18 protein-coding genes are annotated in these 22,908 nt (G+C 70.3%); 14 read left to right on the top strand and 4 right to left on the bottom strand.

What is annotated here, in order from left to right:
* The first annotated feature begins 24 nt into the window (after window positions 1-24).
* Genes BLT44_RS02860 through iolD form a run of 3 tightly spaced genes read left to right on the top strand, consistent with a single transcriptional unit; the run spans window position 25 to window position 4,518 of the window.
* Window positions 25-1,539: a CoA-acylating methylmalonate-semialdehyde dehydrogenase gene (locus BLT44_RS02860; protein WP_010155648.1), complete on the top strand. Its 1,515-nt coding sequence runs from the start codon at window positions 25-27 to the stop codon at window positions 1,537-1,539.
* 25 nt (window positions 1,540-1,564) lie between these two features.
* Window positions 1,565-2,581 carry a 5-deoxy-glucuronate isomerase gene (iolB, locus tag BLT44_RS02855; protein ID WP_010155649.1) on the top strand — a complete coding sequence of 339 codons (1,017 nt, stop codon included), beginning with the start codon at window positions 1,565-1,567 and terminating at the stop codon, window positions 2,579-2,581.
* Window positions 2,578-4,518, top strand: coding sequence for a 3D-(3,5/4)-trihydroxycyclohexane-1,2-dione acylhydrolase (decyclizing) (iolD, locus tag BLT44_RS02850; protein WP_010155650.1), 1,941 nt, complete (start codon window positions 2,578-2,580; stop codon window positions 4,516-4,518). Before iolB ends, iolD begins: the two co-directional genes overlap by 4 nt.
* A 130-nt stretch (window positions 4,519-4,648) precedes the next feature.
* Here the strand turns inward: iolD and BLT44_RS02845 are convergent, their stop codons facing one another.
* Complete coding sequence (locus BLT44_RS02845; RefSeq protein ID WP_231291514.1) at window positions 4,649-5,950, bottom strand: Fic family protein; 1,302 nt, start codon at window positions 5,948-5,950, stop codon at window positions 4,649-4,651.
* Window positions 5,951-6,199: 249 nt separating this feature from the next.
* Here BLT44_RS02845 and BLT44_RS02840 point away from each other — a divergent pair, with 249 nt between their 5' ends.
* The 3 genes from BLT44_RS02840 (at window position 6,200) to BLT44_RS02830 (ending at window position 9,276) form a co-directional block, all read left to right on the top strand.
* Window positions 6,200-7,123 (top strand): sugar phosphate isomerase/epimerase family protein, encoded by a 924-nt coding sequence (locus tag BLT44_RS02840; RefSeq protein ID WP_010155652.1) that lies wholly within the window; start codon window positions 6,200-6,202, stop codon window positions 7,121-7,123.
* Window positions 7,124-7,226: 103 nt separating this feature from the next.
* A complete protein-coding gene (locus tag BLT44_RS02835) occupies window positions 7,227-8,243 on the top strand; it encodes a Gfo/Idh/MocA family protein (RefSeq protein WP_010155654.1) in 1,017 nt (338 codons plus the stop codon).
* 163 nt (window positions 8,244-8,406) lie between these two features.
* Window positions 8,407-9,276: a sugar phosphate isomerase/epimerase family protein gene (locus BLT44_RS02830; protein WP_010155656.1), complete on the top strand. Its 870-nt coding sequence runs from the start codon at window positions 8,407-8,409 to the stop codon at window positions 9,274-9,276.
* A gap of 12 nt (window positions 9,277-9,288) precedes the next feature.
* Here BLT44_RS02830 and BLT44_RS02825 read toward each other — a convergent pair whose 3' ends face one another.
* Entirely contained in the window at window positions 9,289-10,041 is a 753-nt protein-coding gene (locus BLT44_RS02825; RefSeq protein WP_010155657.1) for a sulfite exporter TauE/SafE family protein, read from the bottom strand.
* A 112-nt stretch (window positions 10,042-10,153) separates the two neighbouring features.
* Here BLT44_RS02825 and BLT44_RS02820 point away from each other — a divergent pair, with 112 nt between their 5' ends.
* Complete coding sequence (locus BLT44_RS02820) at window positions 10,154-11,629, top strand: sugar porter family MFS transporter (protein WP_010155658.1); 1,476 nt, start codon at window positions 10,154-10,156, stop codon at window positions 11,627-11,629.
* 9 nt (window positions 11,630-11,638) lie between these two features.
* Window positions 11,639-12,661 (top strand): Gfo/Idh/MocA family protein, encoded by a 1,023-nt coding sequence (locus BLT44_RS02815; protein WP_010155659.1) that lies wholly within the window; start codon window positions 11,639-11,641, stop codon window positions 12,659-12,661.
* 152 nt (window positions 12,662-12,813) lie between these two features.
* On the opposite strand, the gene BLT44_RS02810 is transcribed toward BLT44_RS02815, so the two are convergent.
* The gene (locus BLT44_RS02810; protein ID WP_010155660.1) at window positions 12,814-13,821 is read right to left on the bottom strand and encodes a sugar phosphate isomerase/epimerase family protein; all 1,008 of its coding nucleotides are present in this window, start codon (window positions 13,819-13,821) and stop codon (window positions 12,814-12,816) included.
* A gap of 47 nt (window positions 13,822-13,868) precedes the next feature.
* Complete coding sequence (locus BLT44_RS02805) at window positions 13,869-15,059, bottom strand: Gfo/Idh/MocA family protein (RefSeq protein ID WP_010155661.1); 1,191 nt, start codon at window positions 15,057-15,059, stop codon at window positions 13,869-13,871.
* 162 nt (window positions 15,060-15,221) lie between these two features.
* Here BLT44_RS02805 and BLT44_RS02800 point away from each other — a divergent pair, with 162 nt between their 5' ends.
* The 6 genes from BLT44_RS02800 (at window position 15,222) to BLT44_RS02775 (ending at window position 22,482) form a co-directional block, all read left to right on the top strand.
* Window positions 15,222-16,370, top strand: a complete 1,149-nt coding sequence (locus tag BLT44_RS02800) for a LacI family DNA-binding transcriptional regulator (protein ID WP_010155662.1) — start codon at window positions 15,222-15,224, stop codon at window positions 16,368-16,370.
* 424 nt (window positions 16,371-16,794) lie between these two features.
* On the top strand, window positions 16,795-17,808 hold the full coding sequence (iolG, locus tag BLT44_RS02795; RefSeq protein ID WP_010155663.1) for an inositol 2-dehydrogenase: 1,014 nt from the start codon (window positions 16,795-16,797) through the stop codon (window positions 17,806-17,808).
* A 101-nt stretch (window positions 17,809-17,909) separates the two neighbouring features.
* Window positions 17,910-19,070: a LacI family DNA-binding transcriptional regulator gene (locus BLT44_RS02790; protein ID WP_083351964.1), complete on the top strand. Its 1,161-nt coding sequence runs from the start codon at window positions 17,910-17,912 to the stop codon at window positions 19,068-19,070.
* Between the two features lie 368 nt (window positions 19,071-19,438).
* Window positions 19,439-20,452 (top strand): sugar ABC transporter substrate-binding protein, encoded by a 1,014-nt coding sequence (locus tag BLT44_RS02785; protein ID WP_010157812.1) that lies wholly within the window; start codon window positions 19,439-19,441, stop codon window positions 20,450-20,452.
* Window positions 20,453-20,479: 27 nt separating this feature from the next.
* On the top strand, window positions 20,480-21,526 hold the full coding sequence (locus BLT44_RS02780) for an ABC transporter permease (RefSeq protein WP_010157811.1): 1,047 nt from the start codon (window positions 20,480-20,482) through the stop codon (window positions 21,524-21,526).
* A complete protein-coding gene (locus tag BLT44_RS02775; RefSeq protein WP_010157810.1) occupies window positions 21,523-22,482 on the top strand; it encodes an ATP-binding cassette domain-containing protein in 960 nt (319 codons plus the stop codon). The genes BLT44_RS02780 and BLT44_RS02775 overlap by 4 nt, the downstream gene beginning before the upstream one ends.
* Window positions 22,483-22,908: the final 426 nt, after the last annotated feature.

The following is a 22,908-nucleotide window of genomic DNA, read 5'->3' as shown; positions in this document are numbered from 1 at the left end:
CGAACGACACGAAGGACGCACGCCATGAGCACCGAATCCCTCCCCGTGATCCCCCACTGGATCGACGGCGCCCGCACCGCCTCCGCGAGCGGCCGCACCGCGCCCGTCTACAACCCGGCGACGGGCGAGGTGCAGGCGCACGTCGCCCTCGCCGACGACGCCGAGATCGCCGCCGCCATCGCCTCGGCGAACCGCGGATTCGAGACCTGGAGCGCGCTCTCCATCGCGAAGCGGCAGACCGTGATCTTCGCGTTCCGCGAGCTGCTGAACGCCCGCAAGGGCGAGCTCGCCGAGATCATCACGCGCGAGCACGGCAAGGTCGTCTCGGATGCGATGGGCGAGATCCTGCGCGGCCAGGAGGTCGTGGAGCTCGCGACCGGGTTCCCCCACCTCATCAAGGGCGCCTTCTCCGAGAACGCCTCCACCGGCATCGACGTCTACTCGATCAAGCAGCCGATCGGCGTCGCCGGCATCATCGCGCCCTTCAACTTCCCCGCGATGGTGCCGATGTGGTTCTTCCCCGTCGCGATCGCCGCGGGCAACGCCGTGATCGTGAAGCCCTCGGAGAAGGATCCCTCCGCCGCCCTCTGGCTCGCCGAGCTGTGGCAGGAGGCCGGTCTTCCCGACGGCGTCTTCACGGTGCTGAACGGCGACAAGCTCGCCGTGGACGGTCTGCTGACCGACCCGGGCGTGCAGTCGATCTCGTTCGTCGGCTCGACGCCGATCGCGCAGTACATCTACGAGACGGCCTCGAAGCACGGCAAGCGCGTGCAGGCCCTCGGCGGAGCGAAGAACCACATGCTCGTGCTGCCCGACGCCGACCTCGACCTCGTCGCCGATCAGGCGATCAACGCCGGCTACGGCGCCGCGGGGGAGCGCTGCATGGCCATCTCCGTGGTGCTCGCCGTCGAACCCGTCGCCGACGAGCTCATCGAGAAGATCGCGGAGCGCATCGCGCAGCTCACCGTGGGCAACGGGGCCTCCGCTCCCGAGCCCGACATGGGGCCGCTCATCACCGACGCGCACCGCGACAAGGTCACCGGCTACATCGACATCGCCGAGCAGGACGGCGCGACCATCGTGGTCGACGGCCGGGACTTCTCCGTCGAGGGGCACGAGAACGGCTTCTTCGTCGGCCCGACGCTGATCGACCGCATCCCCACGACGTCGCGCGCCTACACCGAGGAGATCTTCGGGCCCGTGCTCGAGGTGGTGCGCGTCGACACGTTCGAGGAGGGCGTCGCGCTCATCAACTCGGGCGCCTTCGGCAACGGCACCGCGATCTTCACGAACGACGGCGGCGCTGCCCGCCGCTTCCAGCACGAGATCCAGGTCGGCATGATCGGCATCAACGTGCCCATCCCGGTGCCCGTCGCCTACCACTCCTTCGGCGGCTGGAAGGCGTCGCTCTTCGGCGACGCGAAGGCGTACGGCGTGCAGGGCTTCGAGTTCTTCACCCGCGAGAAGGCCATCACCAGCCGCTGGCTCGACCCCGCCACCCACGGCGGCATCAACCTCGGCTTCCCGCAGAACGACTGATCGCACGCACCTGAGGAGGGGCGACATGACGCACGACGCGCAGCAGACGGCACCGGCCGGTCGATGGTTCCACCGGCGGGGCGAACTCGCCGAGGGCGGATGGGAATCCGTCGTCGACGAGCGCATCCCGGGATGGGAGCACACCGGTGTTCGCGTCGCCCGGCTCGGCGAGGGCGACGCGATCGCGCTCGACGGCACCGGCGTCGAGCGCCTCATCGTGCCCCTCTCCGGGTCGTTCGCGGTGACGTACCGGGAGGGGGACGCCGCCGACATCGCGGTGGACCTCGCAGGCCGGGCCTCCGTCTTCGACGGGCCCACCGACGTGCTCTACCTCTCGTCGGTCGCCACCGCCGAGGTGACCGCCACCGCGGCGCCGGCCGGGGAGGCCCGCTTCCTCGTCGCCACCTCGCCGGTGCCGGCGGGCGACCCCGATCTCGTGCGCCCCTCGCGCCACCTGACGGCCGACGACGTACCGGTCGAGCTGCGCGGTGCGGGCGCGTCGAGCCGCCAGGTGCACAACTTCGGCCGCAAGGAGTCGCTCGACGCCGCCCGGTTCATCGTCGTGGAGGTCATCACCCCCGCTGAGAACTGGTCGTCGTACCCCCCGCACAAGCACGACGAGCGCATTCCCGGGCACGAGTCGCAGCTCGAGGAGATCTACTACTTCGAGGTCGCGCCGACGCGCGATGCGCCCGCCGGCGTCGACGCCGAGCGCGCCTTCGGCATGTTCAGCACGTACTCCTCGCCCGCCGGCCCCATCGAGATCGACGCGCAGGTGCGCACCGGCGACATCGCGCTCGTGCCTCACGGCTACCACGGCCCGGCGGTCGCGGCCCCCGGTTACGACATGTACTACCTCAACGTGATGGCGGGGCCCGACCCCGAGCGCTCCTGGCTCATCAGCGACGACCCGGCGCACGGCTGGGTGCGCGACACCTGGGAGGATCAGCAGCTCGACTCCCGGCTCCCCTTCACCCCGAAGCCGACGACCGGCGCCCCGACGACCGGCGCCCCGAAGACCGAGACGGAGCAGGCACGATGACGACGCGACGCATGACGGTGAGCCAGGCGCTCATCGAGTTCCTGGCGAACCAGTGGACGGTGGATCGCGCGGCCGACGGCGCCGAGATCCGCGAGCGCACGATCCCGGGCACCTTCGGCATCTTCGGCCACGGCAACGTGGCGGGCATCGGCCAGGCCCTCAAGCAGGTCAACGTCGAGCAGCCCGACTTCATGCCGTACTACCAGGCCCGCAACGAGCAGGCGATGGTGCACCAGTCGGTCGGGTACGCCCGCATGCACCGCCGTCGCGGCACCTACGCCTCCGCCGCATCGGTGGGGCCCGGCGCGACCAACCTGCTGACGGGCGCAGCACTCGCCACGACCAACCGCCTCCCCGCGCTGCTGCTGCCGAGCGACACGTTCGCGACGCGCGTCGCCGATCCCGTGCTGCAGCAGCTCGAGCAGCCGCACGACATCGGGCTCACCGTGAACGACGCGTTCCGGCCGGTCTCCCGCTTCTTCGACCGCGTGCAGCGGCCCGAGCAGCTGTTCTCGATCGCGCTCGCCGCCATGCGCGTGCTCACCGACCCCGCCGAGACCGGCGCCGTCACCATCGCGCTCCCCGAAGACGTGCAGGCGGAGGCCCTCGACGTGCCCGCGGAGTTCCTGCAGCCGCGCGAGTGGCGCATCCGCCGCCCGCGCCCCGAGCGCGATGCGCTCGCCCAGGCGCTCGAGGCGATCCGCGGCGCGCAGCGGCCCTTCATCGTCGCCGGCGGGGGCGTGCTGTACTCCGACGCGGAGCAGCAGCTGCGCGCCTTCGTGGAGGCCACCGGCATTCCCGTCGGATCATCGCAGGCCGGCGGGGGCGTGCTCGACTGGGATCACCCGCAGTACCTCGGCGGGGTGGGCGCGACGGGCACGCTCGCCGCCAACCGGCTCGCCGCCGAGGCCGACGTCGTCATCGGCATCGGCACCCGCTACAGCGACTTCACGACGTCGTCGCGCACCGCCTTCCAGAACCCCGACGTGCGCTTCGTCAACATCAACGTCGCCGCGTTCGACGCCTACAAGCACGGCACCCAGATCGCGGTGATCGCCGACGCCCGCGAGACGCTGACCGAGCTGCTCGACGCGCACCGCGCGCAGCCCGACGAGGGCCTCGGCGTCGCCGCCTCCTACGCCGAGCGCATCGCCGCCGAGAAGGCGGAGTGGGACGGCCTCGTCGACGGGGCCTTCGCCGCGTCGGGGCGCGAGCTGCCCGGCCAGCCCGAGATCATCGGCGCCGTGCAGCGCGCGAGCGCGCCCGAGGACGTGATCGTGCAGGCGGCCGGATCGCTGCCCGGCGACCTCCACAAGCTCTGGCGCGTGCGCGACCCGCTCGGCTACCACGTCGAGTACGCGTACTCGTGCATGGGTTACGAGATCGCGGGCGGCATCGGCGCGAAGCGCGGGCTGGTCGCCGCGGGCGACGACCGCGACGTGATCGTCATGGTGGGCGACGGCTCGTACCTGATGCTGAACAGCGAGCTCGTGACCGCCGTGGCCGAGGGCATCAAGGTCATCGTGATCCTCATCCAGAACCACGGCTACGCCTCGATCGGCCACCTCTCGGAGACCGTCGGATCGGAGCGCTTCGGCACCTGGTACCGCGCGTACGACGACGACGCGAAGAACTTCCAGGGGCCGCGCGTGCTGCCCGTCGATCTCGCGATGAACGCCCGCAGCTACGGCATGGACGTGATCGAGGTCGAGCCGACCGCCGACGCGATCTCGGACCTCGAGTCGGCGATCGCCCGCGCGAAGGCGTCGGATCGCGCCACCTTCATCCACATCAACAGCGACCCGCTGCTCTACGCGCCCGACGGGGCCGGCTGGTGGGACGTGCCCGTGCCGCAGGTGTCGACCCTCGACTCGACGCAGCGCGCCCGCGCCGAGTACGAGGAGCAGGTCGCCGCGCAGAAGCCGCTGCTCGGCTAGCGGCGCGCCGCCCCGAACATCACCCGATGCTCTCAGCCGCATCGACGACGCTCGTGGAAGTACTCGCCGAAACAAAAACGAACAAAATGAATCAAACCTTTTTGTTTGACGCCTTCCTCGAGTCGATCCCTCACTGCCCAGTGCCTGGGTCGAGTTTGTCGATTCTCGCAGCAAGGTCCCCGCTCGCGACCCAAAGCGCGGGTCGTGACTTCGGAAGCCTGAAGAGCAAGCCGAGCCGTTCGAGATGACGAAGATCGTTTCGTCCCGTTTGCTCCGTGACATGGAACCGATTGGCGACGGTTGCGGCGCTCACTGCGGTGTACTCCTGACTCGACAGCGACTCCAGAATCTCGCCTTGCCGGAAGTTGAATTGTTCAGCGGCGCCTGTGAGCGCGCGTTGCAGCCGAGAAGTCTCTGCTCGTCGTGTCTCGATATGGGTATCGAGCCGGTCGAGCGCCCGTTTGAATACTCGAAGTTGATGCAAGACGAAGTACGTCAGGTCTCCATCGTCGTCCTCTGAATGCTCGTAGGCGTCACCGTGCTTGCCAGGGGCTTTTCTCAGGATCTCCGAAATAGTGGCATATTCCGCAAGCCAGTAGTCATTGTGCAGCATCGACCAGTAGAAGGCCGCCCTCGCCGTGCGTCCGTTTCCATCCTCGAAATAGTGATCGTATCCGAACATGAAGTGAGTGATTATCGCTCGAACAACGGGTGGCAGGTACGGCGAATCTTCTGGTGTGCCGTTTGCGAATTCGGAGAGCTTCTGCAAGCGTTCCGGAAGCTCTTCCGCTGGGGGCGGGACGTGCACGCACACGTCTCCTGCCCAGACGCTCACGCGTTCATCCGAGGGCGTCTGCAGCCGACCCGATCCGTCGGGATCCTCAAGCGTGTTCTGGGTGAGCGTACGGTGCAGATCGAGCACGAGTTCCGGCGTGAGGGGGCTGCTCGATTCTGTTTTCGCCTCCTGCATAGCGACATAATTGTTGAGAATCATCGTCTCGGAAACGTCTTGGGGTTCCCGCCCACTATCGATCATTTCGACTGCGACTCTCCGGGTGGTGGAGGCGCCTTCGAGTTGGCTCGAACGGATCGACTCTTCGAGGAGTGAACGGACGAGGTATGTGTCTGCTCCGGTTCGATTGAGGTCGTTCTTAGCTCCCCCGACAGTGCCTCCGGCACGGCGGGCGATCTCCTCGGAAAGCTGCAGTACTTCGTCGGTCAGATTGACGGTGAAGGCGGAGCCGTTCTTCGCGTGCAGGGGGAGTCGGCGTGACTGCGCCAAGCGACTGATTTTGAGAGCGACCCACCACTCCTCATGCGTGAGGTCGCGCGGCGGTGTTCGTCGTGAGATCTCGTCCCAATGCATATAGCGAGAATCGTCGAGATCGGACATTGTGAATACGCGGAAGAAGCGCTCGCCATCCTGCTTCATGAGTTTCGCCTGCAGGGCCGCGAGGTCTGGCGCTGGATTTCGGAGGGGCACACACCGATCGTACCAAAATGAAACAAAGAATTTTGTTTCAGGGCGCACGCGAGGGTGCGCCGAATCGCTGCAAGAGCCGCCCGTCAACAACGCTTTCTCTGGCTCCGGTTTCGCGAGTTCTCGCCCTCCGATAGACTATGGCCTATTGTCATATCAAATAGGCGGCAAGTGCCCCTTTTCGAACGATGGAGTTTGCGCGTGAATGCACCACTGAACGCGGAATCCGGGCTCCGGATCGGCACCGCACCCGACTCGTGGGGCGTCTGGTTTCCCGACGACCCTGGCCAGGTGCCCTGGCAGCGCTTCCTCGACGAGGTCGTCGCCGCCGGCTACGAGTGGATCGAGCTCGGCCCGTACGGGTACCTGCCGACCGACCCGCATCAGCTCGAGGACGAGCTCGGCGCGCGCGGGCTGAAACTCACCGCGGGCACGGTGTTCACCGGCTTCCACAAGGGCGACGACGAGTGGCAGCGCGCCTGGGATCAGGCGCTGCAGGTCGCGGGCCTCGCCTCGCAGCTCGGCGCGGAGCACCTCGTCGTGATCCCCGACCTCTGGCGCAGCGACGCGACGAGTCAGGTGCTCGAGCCGCGCACCCTCACCGACGAGCAGTGGGCGAAGCTCGGCGCCGGCCACGACCGACTCGGCAAGGCGCTGCTCGAGGAGTTCGGCGTCAAGCAGCAGTTCCACTCGCACGCCGACAGCCACGTGGGCACCACCCGCGAGGTGCTGCGCTTCCTCGACGAGACCGACGAGCGCTACACGAACCTGTGCCTCGACACCGGGCACTTCGCCTACTACGGCGGCGACACCGTGCGGCTCATCGAGGAGCGCCCCGAGCGCATCGGCTACCTGCACCTGAAGCAGGTCGACCCCTCGCTGCTCTTCGACGTGCTGAAGAACGACGTGCCGTTCGCCGAGGCGGTGACCCAGGGCATCATGATCGAACCGCCGCACGGCATCCCCGACCTCGCGCCCGTGATCGAAGCCGTCGCCGAGATCGACCCCGACATCTTCGCGATCGTGGAGCAGGACATGTACGGATGCGACGTCGACCGGCCGCTGCCCATCGCCACCCGCACCCGCGAGCACATCTTCTCCTGCACGCACCGCGCGCGGGCGTAGCGCGCGCACGCCCCCGCGCGGTGCACGCGCCCCGCCCGGAACCCCCTCCCGGCCCCGCCCGCAACCGCCCGGCCCCGGAGTCGAATCGAAAGGAACCCACCCCATGACCGAAGATCTCCGCGTCGCCGTCGTCGGCGCCGGCAAGATGGGCGCCGACCACATCGCCCGCATCACCGAGCGCATCAGCGGCGCACGCGTCTCGGCCGTCGTCGAGCCCGACGCCGGCCGCGCCGCCGCCGCCGCGCAGGACGCCCCCGGGGCGCAGCTGTTCGCGCGCCTCGAGGACGCCATCGAGGCCGACGCGCTCGACGCCGTGCTCATCGCCGTGCCCGGCCAGTTCCACGCACCGGTGCTCGCGCCCGCGCTGGCGGCGCAGCTGCCGATCCTCTGCGAGAAGCCGCTGACCCAGGACTCGGCGAGCTCGTGGGAGGTGCTGCAGCTCGAGCAGCGGCTCGACCGGCCCCACATCCAGGTCGGATTCATGCGCAGGTTCGACGCCGAGTACCAGGCGCTGCGCGACCTCGTCGCGTCGGGGGAGAGCGGCGAGCTGCTCATGGTGCGCGGCGTGCACCGCAACCCGTCCGTGCCCGACACCTACACCAACGACATGCTCATCACCGACTCCGTGGTGCACGAGTTCGACGTCGTGCCCTGGCTCGCGGGATCGCGCGTCGTGAGCGTCGAGGTGAAGCACCCGCGCCGCAACTCGCTCGCGCCGGAGCGCCTGCACGAGCCGATCCTCGTCATCATGGAGCTCGAGAACGGCGTGCTCGTCGACGTCGAGATGAGCGTCAGCGTGCAGTTCGGGTATCAGGTCGCCACGGAGGCGGTCTTCGAGCAGGGGGTCGCCCGCATCGGCCAGCCCGCGGGGCTGCAGCTCTGGAGCGCCGGCCGCTGCAGCACGAAGGAGCACGAGTCGTTCACGACGCGCTTCGCCGCCGCCTACGACGAGCAGATCCAGCGCTGGGTCGACGCGGTGCGCCGCGGCGATCTCGTCGACGGGCCGAACGCCTGGGACGGCTACCTCGTCGCGCTCTCCTGCGAGGCGGGCGTCGCCGCGATGCACGACGGCGGCGTCGTGCCCGTCGACGCGCCCGAGCGGCCCGCGTTCTACGCGTGAGCCCCGGGTTCCCGGGCGTTCGGGAACCCGGGCGCTCCGGAAGCGTGAGCGATGCGGCTTCCGTGAGACGAAATCTGCTGAAATGCTCTCACCGAAGCCGAATCGCTCACCGAAGCCGAAGCACCATGACCAGCAGCACCGCGAATTCTGAGGAGGCCCCCGCGTGCGCATCGCACTCGACCCCACGCCGTACAACGATTCCGTCCACCTGCTCGACTTCCCCGACGTCGTCGCGCGGCTCGGGTACGAGTACCTGCAGCTGACGCCGAACCCCGACTTCGGGCGGCACTTCCACTACCCGAAGGTCGACAGCGCGCTCATCGCGCAGCTGAAGAAGCGCGCGAAGGACGCCGGAGTGACCATCACCTCGGTGCTGCCCGTGCAGCGCTTCGGCGGGCCCGAACCGCACCAGGTCGAAGCGGCCGTCTTCAACACGACCCGCTACATCGAGATCGCCGCGGAGCTCGAGGCGCCCATCGTGAACACCGAGTTCTCAGGTCGCCCCGAGCGCGAGGAGGAGTCGGAGTACGCCTTCTACCGCGCGATGGAGCAGCTCATCCCCGTGCTCGAGCGGGAAGGGGTCGCGCTCAACTTCGACCCCCACCCCGACGACTTCGTGGAGGACGGCCTCGAGGCGTGGCGCATCATCCGCGGGCTGAACACCGATCGGGTCGGCTTCGTGTACGTCGCGGCGCACACCTTCCACTCGGGCGATCGGGCGTCGAGCCTGATCCCGGAGCTCGGTGATCGCCTCGGCGCCGTCTACGCCGCCGACACGTTCGACCACACCCGGTCGCACGCGCTGCGCTACATCACCAATCCGCCGGGCAACGCGGTGCGCGTGCACCAGCACCTCGCGATCGGCGACGGCGACGTCGACTGGCAGGAGCTCTTCGGAGCCCTGCGCGCATCGGGGTATCTCGACCGCGACGACGCCCTCATCGTGTCGAACGTGTTCGCCGAGGACGAGCGGGCCGACGAGGTGTCGCGCTTCCAGCTCGCGAAGCTTCGGGAACTGGCCGGCCTGAGCTGAGGGGGGCGGGGCTCAGAAGACGACGAGGTAGAGCGCGGCGAGGATCGTCACGACGAGCACCGCGCTCTCGAAGACGCGCTGCGAGATGCGCGCCGCGATCCAGCGCCCGATCAGCGCGCCGATGACGACGCCCGGTACGAGCAGTAGGTCGAGCGCGAGGCTGGAGGCGTCGATGAGGCCGAGCCCGAACGAGAACGGGAGCTTCGCGAGGTTGATGAGCGCGAAGAACCAGGCCGCGGTGCCGAGGAACGCCTGCACGGGGAACTTCGCGGCGAGGAAGTACATCGACATGACGGGCCCGCCGGCGTTCGCGACCATCGTGGTGAAGCCCGACAGGGAGCCGTAGACGATGCTGCCGGTGCGCCCCCCGGGCCCCGCCGACGCCCCGACGGAGAAGTAGCGCCGCCAGACCGTGAAGGCGACGACGAGCAGCAGGATCCCGCCGATTAAGCGGCGCACCCAGCCATCGCTGGCGAACGCGAGGAACGCCGCGCCCAGCGCGAGGCCCGCGACGACGGCGGGGGCGAGACGCAGGATCGTCTGCCAGCTGGTGTGCCTGCGGTAGGCCCACACGGCGAAGACGTCGCCGACGATGAGCAGCACGAGCAGCGCCCCGGTCGACTGCTTCGCGGGCAGGATCGCGGCGAAGATCGCGATCGCGACCGTGTTCGCGCCGGGGAGCGCCGTCTTCGAGAACCCGACGATGCACGCCGCGAGGGCGAGCAGCGGCCAGGCGAACGGGGCGAGCTCGGGCAGCGCGGACATCACCGGTCCACTGTAGCGCGTTGAAAAGTTTGTCCAAATGTAACGACATTGTTAGGCTCAGATGAAGCGACCGTTACTCGGCGAGTCGCGTGCACGACGAAGGAGTCACAGAATGCCAGTCGGAACCGCGGGCGAGAGTCGCACATCGCTGCCCCCGCTCGGAACCGGGCCCCACCGGCGCCGCCTCGGACTCGTGGCGCTCATCGCCACCTTCGGCGGCCTGCTCTTCGGGTACGACACCGGAGTGGTCAACGGCGCTCTCAGCCCCATGTCGCAGGAGCTCGGCCTCACCCCGTTCCTCGAAGGCTGGTTCACCAGCTCGCTCGTCTTCGCCGCCGCCCTCGGCGCAATGGTCTGCGGTCGCCTCTCCGACGCCTGGGGTCGGCGCAAGACCATCATCCTGCTCGCCGTGCTCTTCTTCGCCGGCACCGCATTCGTCGTCTTCGCGCCCGGCGGCGACACCCCCGGCACGCACACGCCGCTCGGCTTCGGCACGCTCATCCTCGGCCGCGTGCTGCTCGGGCTCGCCGTCGGCGGCGCCTCGACCGTGGTCCCCGTCTTCCTCGCAGAGCTCGCGCCCTACGAGATCCGCGGATCCCTCGCAGGCCGCAACGAGCTCATGATCGTCGTCGGCCAGCTCGCCGCCTTCGTCGTCAACGCCGTCATCGGCAACGTGTTGGGCCACATCGACGGCATCTGGCGCGTCATGTTCGCCGTCTGTGCGGTGCCCGCGATCGCCCTCTTCTTCGGAATGCTGCGCATGCCCGAATCGCCGCGCTGGCTCGTGGGCCGCGGCGACTACGCCGGCGCCGAACGCGTGCTCGCCACCGTGCGCACCCCCGAGCGCGCCGCCGCCGAGATCGGCGAGCTGCGCGCACTCGTCGACGAGGAGCGCGGCGCGTCCCAGATCGGCTGGCGCGCCATCCTCTCGAACCGCAACCTCACCAAGATCATCCTCGTCGGCATCGGGCTCGGCATCGCCCAGCAGCTCACCGGCATCAACTCGATCATGTACTTCGGCAGCCAGGTGCTCGAGCAGTCGGGCTTCTCCCAGAACGCGGCCCTCATCGCGAACGTCGCACCGGGCGTGATCGCCGTGATCGGCGCGATCATCGCCCTCCAGATGATGGACCGGCTCGACCGCCGCAAGACCTTCATCACCGGGTTCACGCTCACGACGGTGAGCCACCTCCTCATCGGCGCCGCCTCGCTCACCCTCCCCGAAGGCAGCGCCGTGCGGCCCTGGGTGATCCTCGCCCTCGTCGTCATCTTCGTCGGGTCCATGCAGACCTTCCTGAACGTCGCCGTCTGGGTCTACCTCTCGGAGATCTTCCCGCTCCACATGCGCGGCATCGGCATGGGCATCTCGGTGTTCGCCCTCTGGATCATGAACGGCGTCGTCGCCCTGTCCTTCCTCCCCCTCGTCGACGGGATCGGGATATCCAACACGTTCTTCGTCTTCGCCGCCGTGGGAGCGCTCGCGCTGCTCTTCGTCTGGAAGAGTGTGCCCGAGACGCGCGGGCGCACGCTCGAGGCCCTCGAAGAAGAAGTGACCACCGGCGCGATCTACGTGCCGCGAAGCAGGTAAGGAGCGCACATGCGCATCGGAATCGTCGGATTCGGCGTCGGAGGACGCCTGTTCCATCTGCCGTACGTGCAGGCCGCCGCCGAATGGGAGCTCGTCGGCGTGGTCGCGCGATCCGAGACCACGCGCGCCGCGCTCGCCGCAGCCGCGCCGGGCGTGCCCGCCTACGCATCGCTCGATGCGCTCATCGACGCGGGCGTCGACGCCGTCGTCATCACCACCCCGCCCGCGACCCGGCGCGAACTCGTGCTGCGCGCCCTCGAACGCGGCGTGCACGTGGTCGCCGACAAGCCGTTCGCGCCCGACGCCGCAACCGCCCGCGAGCTCATCGCCGCAGCGGGCGCGGCGCAGCGCACGCTCACCGTGTTCCACAACCGGCGCTGGGACACCGACCTCGTCACGCTGCAATCGGTGCTCGCCTCGGGCGAGCTCGGGCCCGTGTGGCGGGCCGACTTCGCGCTCGAGCAGGACGACCGGTCGGTGCTCGACCAGGGCCCCGACGAGGGGCTGCTGCGAGACCTCGGCGCGCACGTCGTCGACCAGCTCACGCAGCTCTTCGGGCCCGTGGAGCGCGTCGACGCCCACCTCGACTGGATCGGCACGGGCGAGCAGCGCGTCGACGTCGGCTTCTTCCTCGGACTGCACCACGCGTCGGGCGTCTTCAGCGCGGTGTCGTCGACGAAGGGCGCGCGGCGCGACGACCGCCGCATGATCGTCATCGGCCGCGAGGGCAACTACGAGTCGCACATGTCCGACGTGCAGGTCGAGCAGCTGCGCGCCGGGCTGACGCCCGCCGCAGATGCGGACGTCTGGGGCGTCGAGGCCGAGGAGCGCTGGGGCGTGCTGACGACCAGCGCCGGCGCGACCCGCGTCCCCTCGCAGCGCGGCGACTACACCGAGTTCTACCGCGACCTGCACCGCGCGATCGTCGCGGGCGAGACCCCGAACGTGACCCTCGAGCAGGCGCTCCACACGGTCGCGGTGCTCGACGCCGCGCGGGCGAGCGCGCTGACGGGCGAGCGCGCGGCGGTGTGAGGGGCGAGGGCACCGACCGGCGAGCGCGCGCCGAAAGCGCAGTTCCGGTCGCGCCCGCTCGCGCGGACGACGCCGACTGCGCTTTCGCGGGCGGCGGGCGTCGGGCCGCGGGCCGCGGGCCACGCGATCCGCGGCCCGCGAGGCCCCTCGACCTACAGGCCGGCTCGCAGCGCGGCGTCCGCCTCGAGCAGCACCTCCGACGCGACCTGCAGCCCCTCGAGGCGGCCGAGCGAGACGTCCTCGTGCTCGATGTTGACCCACATCTCGGGGTCCACCTCGTGGAGCGCCCGCAAGAACTCCGTCCAGAACGCGGTGTCGTGGCCCCTGCCGAGCGCGACGAAGTCCCAGGCCGAGCGCTCCGGCCACGCATTCGCCCACTCGTCTCCGCCGAGATGGGTGCGGGGTTCGTCGGGCGCCAGGCGGCGGAACGAGTTGTCGAGCACCCCGTTGAGCCGCGCCCACTCCGGGTTCACGCGCACGTCTTTCGCGGCGGCGTGGAGGACGAGCTCGCCGAGGTGCCGCACTACGGAGACCGGATCCATCTGCTGCCAGAAGAGGTGCGACGCGTCGAGTTCGACGCCGAGGTGCGTGGCGCGCGTGAGCTCGATGAGCTTGTGCACGTCGGCCGAGTTGAAGACCAGGTTCTGCGGGTGCAGCTCGAGGGCGACGCTCACACCGTGGTCCGCCGCGAAGCGGTCGATCTCCCGCCAGAATCCGGTCGCGATATCCCACTGGTAGTCGAGCACGTCGAGTGCGGCCGAGTTCCAGGCGTTGACGACCCAGTTGATGACGGTCGACCCGGGTTCGCCGCCGGGGAGGCCCGACATCGTGACGACCCGATCCTGCCCGAGCCGCTCGGCGAGCCGGATCGACCGGCGCACGTCTCCTGCGTGCGCGTCGCCGATCACGGGGTCGGGGTGCAGGGGGTTGCCGTTGCAATTGAGCCCGGCGATCGAGACGCCGGTGCCCGCGAATACGCCGAGGAAGTCGTCGCGCGCCGCGTCGGAGACGAGGATCTCGTCGAGGGTCGGGATGTGCGTCGCCGGGAGGAAGCCGCCGGAGTTCAGCTCGATCCCGGTGAGGCCGAGGTCGCGCACGACCGCGATCGCTTCGGGGAGGCTGCGGTCGTGCAGGATCGCGTTGTAGACGCCGAGTTTCATGCTGGTGCTCGTTTCGTGGTGGAGGGCTGGGTGCGGGGCGGGGCGGATCAGCCCACCGCGACCGCGGCACCGCCGGCGCGCGCGGATTCGGCGACGGCTGCGAGCACCTCCATGTTGTGCACGCCGTCGTCGAAGGTGCGGCATCGAGGCAGCGACTGCGCGGCGGGGAGTCCCGCCACCTCCTCCAGGAAGGCGCGCGCCTGGTGCACGAAGAGGTCGTTCTGGCCGATGCCCACGCCCGGGGCGTCCATCGCCCATCCTCCCGCGTAGTGGGGGTGCGCCGGCCCGAGCGCGACGGTGCGGAACCCGGCCACGTCGGTGTGCTCGTCGTTCAGCATCACCTCGACCTGGGCGGGATTCGTCTGCGACCATCGCGCGGCTCCGCCCGATCCGAAGACCTCGATGGTGCAGGTGTTCGGGTGGCCGGCCGCGACGCGCGATACCTCGATGCTGCCGACGCACTGCGCGAACTCCGCGCTGAACGAGGCGTAGTCGTCGTTCGTCACGGGGGCGGTCTCGTCGCTCACCCCGCCGCGACTGTGCCCGACGACCTGGCCGAGCGGCTTCGGGCGTTCGGTGATGGCCGTGTGGAATCGCCCGCCCGAGACCTCGCGGGCCGGCCCGCAGAGGTATTCGGCGATGTAGCCGAGGTGGCTGCCGACGTCGCCGATTGCTCCGGAGCCGGGAGGGCCCTGGTAGCGCCAGCTGATGGGGGCGTCGGTGCGGCAACCGTAGTCGGTCCAGTAGCGACCTGAGAAGTGGAGCACTTCGCCGAGCCTGCCGTCGTCGATGAGCTGCCGGATGAAGGCGATTCCCGGTGCGCGCAGGTAGCTGAAGCCGATGCGCGCGATGATGCCGGACGCCGCGGCGCGGCGCGCGGCCTCGGCCATGGATCGTGCATCTTCGATGGTGTCGCTGAGCGGCTTCTCGCACAGCACGTGCTTGCCCGCCGCGAGGAGCCCTTCGACGATCTCGCGGTGGAGCGGATTGGCGACCACGACGCTGACGACGTCGATGTCGTCGGACGCTGCGATGTCGCGCCAGTCTGCGACGTGGCGCTCGAAGCCGAATCGCTGCGCGGTCTCCGTTCCGAGCGGCTCGAAGACATCGCCGATGGCGACGAGCCGGATGTCGGGGAGCGCGGGCGTGTAGAGGGTGGTGGCCGCCCGGTATGCGGCGGCGTGGGCCTTGCCGGCCATGCCCGCGCCGATCACGGCGACGCCGATGGATGCGTTCATGATGTTCCCTTCGGATGCTGCGTTGCTCGAATTCGCGTCGTGGCACGCGTTGGAGCGCTCCAATGCTAGTCACGCTAGCCGCAGACGTCGGGCCTGTCAATCGTTCGCGCGAAACGGGGCGCCGTTCCCGTAACCTGAAGCGGGCCCCGTGAAAGGACTGCGATGCGACGACCGACCATTTACGACGTGGCGGAGCGCGCCGGCGTCTCCAAGTCGCTCGTCTCGCTGGTGCTGCGCGACTCGCCGAAGGTGAGCGCCGAGAAGCGGGAGGCGGTGCTCGCCGCCATCTCCGAACTCGACTACACCCCGAGCAGGCTCGCCGCCGGACTCGCCGGAACCCGCACCCGCAGCGTCGGCGTGGTGATCGACGACTTCTCGAACCTCTGGTTCGTCGACGCCCTGGCGGGGCTGCGCGCGTCGCTCGGACGGGAGGGCTACGCGCTCAGCGTCGCGGATGCGCACCTCAACGCGCACCTGGGCGTCGACCCGATCGACGCCTTCCGCGCACTCCGGGTCGACGGTCTCGTGCTCGCCGGCGAGGCGAGCGGTGACGCCGTTCAGCGCGCGGGCGTGCCTGCCGTCGTGCTCGGCATCCGAGCCGTCGGCGCGGCCGACGTTCCGGTCATCGCGAGCGACGAGGTGGCGGGGGGCCGGATCGCCACTCGCCACCTCGTGGAACTCGGACATCGCACCATCGCCTGCATCTCGGGCCCCGGGGCGAGTGCGGCGGCGCGCGAAACCGGGTACCGCGAGGCGATGGCGGACGCCGGGCTCGCGCCCTCGATCGTGCACGCCGACGTCAACGAGGAGCGCGCTGCCCGAGCGGCGGCCTCGGCGCTGTTCGGGGTTGGGTCGGGGTCGGGGTCGGGTGAGGCGCTGCCGCGCGCGGGGTTCCGCGAGGCGCCCACTGCGGTGTTCGCGGTGAACGACCCCATGGCGGTCGGGGCGATCGCAGCGGCCCGCGCTGCGGGGCTCGCGGTGCCGTCCCGAGTGTCGGTCGTCGGCTACGACGACTCCCCGCTCGCCGCCTACGGCATCGTCTCGCTGACGACGATCAGCGGAGATCCGCGGGAGCTCGGCGAGCGCGCGGGGGAGGCGCTGCTCGCGCTGCTCGCCGACGGGAGCCGGGGCCCCGCGACCAGTGGGGGCGACGCGGGGGCCGTCGCGGAAGACGACGCGGGGGTCGAACGCGCGTGCGGGCGTTCTGCTGACGAGGTCACGGGTTCGCCCGTGGGATCGCGCACCTTCGCCCCGCGCCTCGTCGTCCGCGGGTCCACGGCGCCCTGCGCGCCATCGCCCCGCCCCGTGTAGCGCGCCGTTCCTCGCCCGCCCCGCGGTCCCGTTCGCCTGCCCGAGCGTCGGCATCCGCTCGTGATCGTCGCCCCCCTTTCCGGGTGGCGCCCTCCCCCGGGTGAGTAGTTGCTGCATTCGAACCCGGCTTGCGGTCGCAGAAAGCGCTCACCGCCCGAGAGGAGACGAGCGAGGGTGAGCAGTTGCGGTACTCGTACGCAGGTATGCGTCGCAAGAACTGCTCACCCCGGGGCACCCCCGCCCCGCCCCCGGCCCCACGCCCGGCAGGGCGCAGGTGGCGCACCGACCCCGCCGCGCCCTACAATCAGAGTTTGTACGAACATTTCGTTCGCGCGGGCATGCGGCCCGCACCGCGTCCGAGCCCCCCGGCCTTCGCAGCGCCGCAGAACCGCTACCGAACCGCACGAGACCCAAGGGAACCGCAATGACGCAGCAACCCGTACGCATCGGACTCATCGGAACCGGCCGCATCGGCCAGGTGCACGCCGCGAGCATCGCCGCCTCTCCCGAGGCGGTGCTCTCGTGGGTGGCCGACCCCTTCATCGCGGGCGCGAGCGCGGTCGCCGAGCGGTACGGGGCGATCGCCACCGAATCCGCCGAGCAGCTCATCGCGTCGGGCGAGGTCGATGCGATCCTCATCGCCTCACCGACCCCCACCCACGTCGACCTCATCGAGGCCTCCGTGCGCGCCGGCCTGCCCGTGCTGTGCGAGAAGCCGATCGACCTCGACATCGCCCGCGTCGACGCCCTGCGCCCGCTGATCGCGGCGAGCGGCGTGCCGGTCGCGCTCGGATTCAACCGGCGCTTCGACCCGAATCACGCCTCCGCCCGCGCCCGGGTGCGCGCGGGGGAGATCGGCGCGCTCGAGCAGCTGATCATCATCAGCCGCGACCCGGCAGCGCCTCCGGCGGAGTACATCGGGGTGTCGGGAGGCATCTTCCGCGACATGACGATCCACGACTTCGACATGGCGCGCTTCTTCACGAGCGACGACCGCATCGTCGCCGTCAGCGCCACCGGCGCGCGCACCTTCGACGCCGGCGCGCGCGAGCACGGCGACTTCGACACCGCCGTCGTGACGCTCCAGACGGAGTCGGGTGCGATCGTCACGATCGTGAACTCGCGCCACAGCGCCATCGGCTACGACCAGCGCATGGAGGCGTTCGGCGCGACCGGCATGCTGCAGGTGGGCAATCCGCAGCAGAACACCGTCGTGCTCTCGAACGGCGACGCGGTCGAGGCGCGGCCGCCGTACCCCGAGTTCTTCCTCGAGCGCTACGCGACGGCGTACGCCGCGGAGCTCGGCGAATTCGTGCGGCTGGTGCGCGGCGAGCCGTCCACGAGCCCGACGTTCGACGACGGGCGGGCGGCGCTGATTCTGGCCGATGCCGCGCAGCGATCCGCCGAGACCGGCGCGACCGTCGGCGTCGAGCTCTAGCGGATCGCGCAGACGCCCGCATCGCGCGAACGCCGTGATCGGGCGAACGCCCGGATCGCGCCGGCGCCGCCCCTATGATGAACGGGACGCGAGGAGAGACGATGGTGCACGACACGAGCGCAACGCCGGGAGGGCCCGTGCGCTCGCCCACGATCCGCGATGTCGCCCGGGTCGCCGGGGTCTCGAAGTCGCTGGTGTCGCTCGTGTTCACCGGAGGCGGCACGGTGAGCGAGGAGCGCCGACTGCGCGTGCTGCACGCGGCCGAGCAGCTCGGGTACCGCCCGAACCTGGTCGCGCAGTCGTTGTCGGCGGGGCGCCGCGACATCGTCGCGATCCTCGTCTCGAACCTGCACAACCCGTTGTTCGCCGAGATCGTCGGGGCGGCGAAGGCGCGTCTGGCCGAGGCGGGCCGGCGCACCATGATTCTGAGCGCGCAGGTCGACGACGGGGCGGGCGGCGCGGTGCTGGATCGCGACAACATCGACGTGCTGCGCGATCTGCGCCCGTCGGGGCTCATCGCGGTCGGCACGATTCCGGAGTTCGCGGAGCTGGCTGAGCTGACGGCCGCGATTCCGACGGTGGTGGCGAGCGCGATCGATGCGACGCCCGACGTCGTCGCCGCGGTGCGCACCGACGATGCGGCGGGGCTCGACCTCGTGGTCGCGCACCTCGCCGCCCAGGGCGTCGAGCGCGTCGCGTTCGTGGGCGGCGACGGCGGCACGGTGGCGGCGGCGCGGGAGCGCGCGTTCGTCGCGGCGGCCGAGCGGCGGGGTTTCGGCGCGCGCGCGTGGGTCGAGCGCGCCGACTCCTCGGATGCGGGCGCTCGCGACGCCGCGGTGGCTGCGCGCCGCGCGGTGGCGCGGCTGCTCGCGGAGGATCGTCTGCCCCAGGCCATCGTCGCCGTGAACGACGTGACCGCGGTGGGCGTCATCACGGCGCTCGAGTCCGCAGGCGTCGGGGTGCCGCGCGGGTGCCGCGTCGTGGGGTACGACGGCACGACCCTCGCCGCGATCCCGCGCATCTCCCTGACGACCGTCGACCCCGACAATCGGCGCATCGGCCGGGAGGCCGCGGAGGCGCTGCTCGCGGCGCCGGGTTTCGCGGCGCCGGGGGTCGCGGCACCGTGGCGGCAGGGTGCGGACCGGGCCGGCGCGGAGTCAATGAGTGCGGATCGGGCGGGCGCGGGGTCAATGGGCGCGGGGGATCGGTCGAGCGGCGAGGTGCTGATCCCGCCGACGCTCGTGGTGCGCGCCTCGGCGTGACGAGCTGCGGAGGGCGCCGACAGGGCGCACCCGCCGTGCACGGGGCGCGCTCGCCGCCGCGGGCGCACCCGGCGCGACCGCCCAGCACGGAGCGGGCCCGCCGGGAGCGGTACGCTGCAAGAGGCTCCGACGGCGCCGGCCGGAACCACCTGCGCCCGAAGGAGCCTGACGGCGAGCGGTGATCCCGACGGCGCTCGAAGGCGCCCGACCGCCCGCAGCCGTGCGCAGTCGAGCCGTGAATGCAGCGCCGCGCGGTCGTTACCCAACCTTTATCGGAGGAGATGCTTGTTCGTGAAAGTTACGGTACTGTGAACCCAGAGCGCAAGCTTTGTAACGACATTAGTTCAATTACACGATGGAGTGCAGCTATGTTGAAATCACGTTTCGGGCGTTGGTCGAAGATCGGCCTCGCGGGCCTGGCTGGTGTCGGAGCACTGGCCCTCGCTGCATGCGGCTCGCCCGCGGGCGCCGGCGGGGGAGCCGCCGGAGGCGGCGGAGGCGTCGATGAAGAGGAGATCAAGGTCGCCCTCGTCACCCACGCCGCACCGGGCGACACGTTCTGGGACACGATCCGGGCGGGCGCCGAGAACGCCGCCGAGCGCAACAACGTCGAACTGCTGTACAGCTCCGACCCCGACGGCGCGCGCCAGGCCCAGCTCGTGCAGCAGGCGGTCGACCAGGGCGTCGACGGCATCGTCGTGACGCTCGCCAAGTCCGACGCCATGGCGGGCGAGGTGCAGAAGGCGGTCGACGCCGGCATTCCGGTATTCAGCATCAACGCGGGCGAAGACGCCTTCAAGGATCTGGGCGTGCTCGCCCACTTCGGCCAGAACGAGTTCATCGCCGGCCAGGCCGCAGGCGAGCAGTTCAACGAAGCGGGCCTGAAGAAGGCCGTCTGCGTCATCCAGGAGCAGGGCCACGTCGGCCTCGAATCGCGCTGCGAGGGGCTCGCCGACACCTTCGAGGGCACCTCCGAGGTGCTGTACGTGCAGGGCACCGACATGACCAACGTCGCATCGACCATCACGTCCAAGCTGCAGACCAACGCCGACATCGACGCCGTGCTCACCCTCGGCGCACCCTTCGCCATGACCGCGATGGACTCGATCGCCGACGCCGGCAGCAGTGCGACCCTCGCGACGACCGACCTCAACGCCGACGTCTACGCGGCCATCAAGGACGGCACGATCCTCTTCGGCATCGACCAGCAGCCGTTCCTGCAGGGCTACTCGGCGGTCGAAGCCGTGCGCCTCTACACGGAGGGCGGCTACGTGCTCGGCGGCGGCCAGGCGGTGCTGACGGGCCCCGCAGTCGTCAACGCGGACAACGCCGAGAGCGTCGCGTCGCAGTTCGACGGCGGCGACGCGGAGTCGGCGGAGTAGGAAGGGTCGCACCGGAAGGTCGAATCCATGAGTACAGCAACAGCTCCGAAGCTCGACGAGCGCGTCGCCTCCGGCAACCTCTTCACCAGGTTCTTCACGAAGCCCGAAGCGGGCGCCACCGCGGCCGCACTGGTGCTCGCGATCATGTTCGCCGTGGTCGCCCCCCAGTTCACCCAGCCGAACTCCATCGCGACGATCCTGTACGGCGCGTCGACGGTCGGCATCATGGCGGTGGGCGTCTCACTGCTGATGATCGGCGGCGAGGTCGACCTGTCGGCCGGCGTCGGCGTCATCTCGGCGGCGCTCTCCTCGTCCCTCTTCATGTACTGGTTCGGGGGGAACGTCTGGGTCGGAGCGACCGTCGGGCTGGTCTTCTCGCTCCTGATCGGGCTGCTCAACGGCTGGCTGCTGACGAAGACGAAGCTCTCGAGCTTCATCATCACGCTCGCGACCTTCTTCATGCTGACGGGCCTCAACCTGGGCGTCACCCGCGCACTCACCGGCGGCGTCGCCGCCCCGTCCATCGCCCAGTGGCCGGGGTTCGCCTCGGCGGAGGCCGTGTTCGCCGCCGACATCCCCGTCTTCGGCGTCAACGTCAAGATCACGGTGTTCTACTGGATCATCCTGGTGCTCATCGCGACCTGGATTCTGCAGCGCACCAAGATCGGCAACTGGATCTTCTCGTCGGGCGGCGCCCCCGACGCGGCTCGCGCCGTGGGCGTGCCCGTCGTGAAGACGAAGATCGGCCTCTACATGGGCGTGAGCTTCTGCGCCTGGCTGCTCGGCATGCATCAGCTCTTCGCGTTCAAGACGGTGCAGTCGGGCGAGGGCATCGGCAACGAGTTCCTCTACATCATCGCGGCCGTCGTGGGCGGCTGCCTCATGACCGGCGGATACGGCTCGGCGATCGGCGGCGCGATCGGCGCCCTGATCTACGGCATGGCGCTCAAGGGCGTCGTCTACGCCGAATGGAATCCGGACTGGCTGAAGTTCTTCCTCGGCGCCATGCTGCTCGGCGCGACCGTGCTGAACTTCACGCTGCAGCGCCGCGCGGCGCGGGGAGGGAAGAAGTGAACGCCACAGCGACCGCCGCTGCGCCGCTCGTCGAGCTGCGCGAGGCCGAGAAGCGGTACGGCAACATCATCGCGCTCCGCGACGTCAGCCTGAAGGTCTCGGCCGGCGAGGTGATGTGCGTGCTCGGCGACAACGGCGCCGGCAAGTCGACGCTCATCAAGATCATCGCCGGCCTCCATCAGCACACCGCGGGCGAGTACCTCGTCGAGGGGGAGCCCGTGCGGTTCGATTCGCCGCGCGAGGCGCTGAACCGGGGCATCGCGACGGTGTATCAGGATCTCGCCGTCGCTCCGCTCATGCCGGTCTGGCGCAACTTCTTCCTCGGCTCCGAGCAGACGAAGGGGTGGGGTCCGTTCCAGCGCCTCGACGTCGACTTCATGCGCCAGACGGCGAAGCAGGAGCTGCTCGACATGGGCATCGACCTGCGCGACGTGGATCAGCCGATCGGCACCTTGTCGGGTGGTGAGCGGCAGTGCGTCGCGATCGCCCGGGCGGTGTACTTCGGGGCGAAGGTGCTCATTCTCGACGAGCCGACCGCGGCGCTCGGCGTCAAGCAGTCGGGCGTGGTGCTGCGCTACATCATCCAGGCGCGGGATCGGGGCCTCGGCGTGATCTTCATCACGCACAACCCGCACCACGCCTACCCCGTGGGCGACCGCTTCCTGCTGCTCAAGCGCGGCCAGAGCATCGGCTACCACGAGAAGTCGGCGATCTCGCTCGAGGAGCTGACGGGCCTCATGGCCGGCGGCGCCGAGCTGGAGCAGCTCGTGCACGAGCTCCGCGATGTCGGCACGAGCACCGATGCGGTGCGCACGATCCGCGACGAGATCCAGGGCGACACCGCCGCAGGCGTGGGCCGGGTCGAGGTGACCGAGTCGGTCACCGTCATCCCGGGCGAGTACGCCGACGACGAGGACGAGCCCGAAGGCGGCGTCCGCGGGCGGTCGCGCCGCTGAGCGCGAGGGGCGCGCAGCGGGCCGCGATGCGCCCGGTGCGCGCCGGCCCCCGCGCTGCCCGGGGCCCCGCGCCGCGCCGCCCGGGGCCCCGCGCCGCGCTCAACCTCGCCGAGACCGAGGGTTTGCGCCGACCACGAGCGAATCGCACGCGCGAACTCCCTCGGTCTCGGCGCGAACCCTCGGTCTCGGCGCAGGAGGGGGGGGAGGCGCTGGACGACGGGCGCGGAGGCGCGCGGGACGGGCGCGGGCGCGGAGGCGCGCGGGCGCCGGACGGCGGGCGCGGACGCGGGGCGGGCGCGGGGCGGGCGCGGGGCGGGGAGCCCAGGGGCGCGCGAGCAGTGCCGTTGACAGCGCGACGACTTTGTTCATACAATTTGGACCGGTCCACCCCGCGGCGCTCCAGTGCACCTCGCCGCCGTTCGGGCC

This window comes from Leucobacter chromiiresistens, from assembly GCF_900102345.1.
Classification (GTDB): domain Bacteria; phylum Actinomycetota; class Actinomycetes; order Actinomycetales; family Microbacteriaceae; genus Leucobacter; species Leucobacter chromiiresistens.
This window is presented reverse-complemented; position numbering and strand designations above follow the sequence as displayed.

Coding starts and splice junctions, on each gene's coding strand:
- BLT44_RS02860 (WP_010155648.1), top strand. CDS start 25: ATGAGCACCGAATCCCTCCCCGTGATCCCCCACTGGATCGACGGCGCC.
- iolB (WP_010155649.1), top strand. CDS start 1,565: ATGACGCACGACGCGCAGCAGACGGCACCGGCCGGTCGATGGTTCCAC.
- iolD (WP_010155650.1), top strand. CDS start 2,578: ATGACGACGCGACGCATGACGGTGAGCCAGGCGCTCATCGAGTTCCTG.
- BLT44_RS02845 (WP_231291514.1), bottom strand. CDS start 5,950: ATGAAGCAGGATGGCGAGCGCTTCTTCCGCGTATTCACAATGTCCGAT.
- BLT44_RS02835 (WP_010155654.1), top strand. CDS start 7,227: ATGACCGAAGATCTCCGCGTCGCCGTCGTCGGCGCCGGCAAGATGGGC.
- BLT44_RS02825 (WP_010155657.1), bottom strand. CDS start 10,041: ATGTCCGCGCTGCCCGAGCTCGCCCCGTTCGCCTGGCCGCTGCTCGCC.
- BLT44_RS02820 (WP_010155658.1), top strand. CDS start 10,154: ATGCCAGTCGGAACCGCGGGCGAGAGTCGCACATCGCTGCCCCCGCTC.
- BLT44_RS02815 (WP_010155659.1), top strand. CDS start 11,639: ATGCGCATCGGAATCGTCGGATTCGGCGTCGGAGGACGCCTGTTCCAT.
- BLT44_RS02810 (WP_010155660.1), bottom strand. CDS start 13,821: ATGAAACTCGGCGTCTACAACGCGATCCTGCACGACCGCAGCCTCCCC.
- BLT44_RS02805 (WP_010155661.1), bottom strand. CDS start 15,059: ATGAACGCATCCATCGGCGTCGCCGTGATCGGCGCGGGCATGGCCGGC.
- BLT44_RS02800 (WP_010155662.1), top strand. CDS start 15,222: ATGCGACGACCGACCATTTACGACGTGGCGGAGCGCGCCGGCGTCTCC.
- iolG (WP_010155663.1), top strand. CDS start 16,795: ATGACGCAGCAACCCGTACGCATCGGACTCATCGGAACCGGCCGCATC.
- BLT44_RS02790 (WP_083351964.1), top strand. CDS start 17,910: ATGGTGCACGACACGAGCGCAACGCCGGGAGGGCCCGTGCGCTCGCCC.
- BLT44_RS02785 (WP_010157812.1), top strand. CDS start 19,439: ATGTTGAAATCACGTTTCGGGCGTTGGTCGAAGATCGGCCTCGCGGGC.
- BLT44_RS02780 (WP_010157811.1), top strand. CDS start 20,480: ATGAGTACAGCAACAGCTCCGAAGCTCGACGAGCGCGTCGCCTCCGGC.